Source organism: Gemmiger formicilis (assembly GCF_900167555.1).
Taxonomy (GTDB): domain Bacteria; phylum Bacillota; class Clostridia; order Oscillospirales; family Ruminococcaceae; genus Gemmiger; species Gemmiger formicilis.
Map to the genome: position 1 here is coordinate 1 of NZ_FUYF01000079.1, position 1,678 is coordinate 1,678.

Annotated in this window: 2 protein-coding genes; both read right to left on the minus strand. The window is 54.9% G+C overall.

What is annotated here, in order from left to right:
• Positions 1 to 26 precede the first annotated feature (26 nt).
• The gene (locus B5D32_RS14620; protein WP_078785676.1) at positions 27 to 845 is read right to left on the minus strand and encodes a DUF6017 domain-containing protein; all 819 of its coding nucleotides are present in this window, start codon (positions 843 to 845) and stop codon (positions 27 to 29) included.
• Between the two features lie 59 nt (positions 846 to 904).
• On the minus strand, positions 905 to 1,678 hold a 774-nt coding region (locus B5D32_RS14625), incomplete at its 5' end, for a S1 RNA-binding domain-containing protein (RefSeq protein ID WP_143402823.1).

Genomic DNA, 1,678 nt, shown 5'->3' on the forward strand with positions numbered 1-1,678 from the left:
TACAATTTGTTCATATCTTCGCGGCGTTACGCCAGCATCGGACGGGATCCGCCACCGACAGATTTGCGTACATCCAGCATCGTCCTGCCGTTCAGTGTGACAGGCGCATTGAACAGCATCGTCAGAAGATATTTCTTGAGATTTTTAACGTCCGTGTGCAGATTGCACAGGCCGTCAAGGACAAAACGGATATGCTCGCTTGTCAGCTGCAACAGTCGTTCCCGCACCAAGGCCATCGGGAACAGGTTGTTGCCCAGCCGCAGTACAGGGCTGCGGAGCTGGATTGTCTCCACGACCAGCTCGTAGATCTCCTGCATCACTGGGGCGCTCTCCGGCTGGTTGCGGCAAAGCAGGTCCAGTTCGATGTTGTCGCGGACTTTTGTCCGCACGGCCGCTCCCTCGGATAAGATTAGATCAGTATTTTGTTTCTCTTTATTTTGTATTTCTTTATTTAATTGCATGGGATTTCCCAGTACAGCAGAATCCGATGCAAGGGGTTCCAGCATAGGTGGCACGGATTCAGCGCTGCCGCCGGAGCCGGATGAGGGAGTTTGCGGGTACTCATAGACATAGTAATCGCAGCCACGCAGACAGCCGCGCTCATCACGGACGCGGGTACGCACCACATACCCGGCATCCTCCAGCTCCCAAATCGCTGTGCGGATAGCGTCCACGCTCTCCTTATTGATGGCGGCAAGCCCTTTGAGGGTATAATCCCAGTCGTCCGGCAGGGAAAGCATCTGCGACAGCAGACCCTTGGCTTTCAGGGACAAATTTTTGTTGCGAAGATGATGATTGCTCATAACGGTATAGTCCTTAATGCGCTCTACGCGAAAAACAGCCATTTTACGAATCCTTTCATGTAAAAGATGGGCAACCGCCGGGGCTGCCCACGGTTCATCGGTTACAGATTCTGACGGATAATGCGGGTGATGATGCCCACGGCAATGCTGCGCTCCTCGTCCAGCTTCGTTACCACAAAACTGACATCATCCTTTTTCCCGGGCGTGCGGCGGTCATAGCAGGAGTGAGCCACAGCATTGACCCCGTTAGAAAGCCGCACATAGACGATGCCTTTATGTACATCGGTGACGCGGCCGGCGTATTTGCTCTGCACACGGCAGCGTTTCAAGGCTTCGTGGCTGGTGTTCTCGGTGACGCTCTTGACATCGGCATGGACGGACAATTCTTCCTGCGAGGTTTTGTTCACCTCTGTCACGCGGACAAGAATCTGGTCGCCCACAGCAAAGCGGTCATGGGCATCACCGATCCAGTCCCATGCCAGATCCCGCGCCATGATGGAACACTCCACGCCGAAAATCTCCACACGGATGGATTTGTCGGCAACGGCAATAACGCGAGCCTGCACCACACGCCCCTCACGGACGCGGTACTCGCCATTGGCATCAGGGCTGAAATAGAAAAGTTGGCGCTTGCGCATCATGGCTTCGCGGCGGCTGGCGACTACACTGCGGCTCTTGGAGTCAATGCCGAGAATAACAAAGTCGATTTCTGCGCTCAGCATATTGCCCAGCAGCTTCATCTGGCGGACGGCCATACTGTCGGTACTGTTGGCAGCGCTGGGGGCGACCATCATTTCTTTGAGAGGAATGACGATGCGGAAGCCGTTGTAGTCCACAACGGCAATCGTCTTGCCGCTGTCGGTCTGCTCGATACC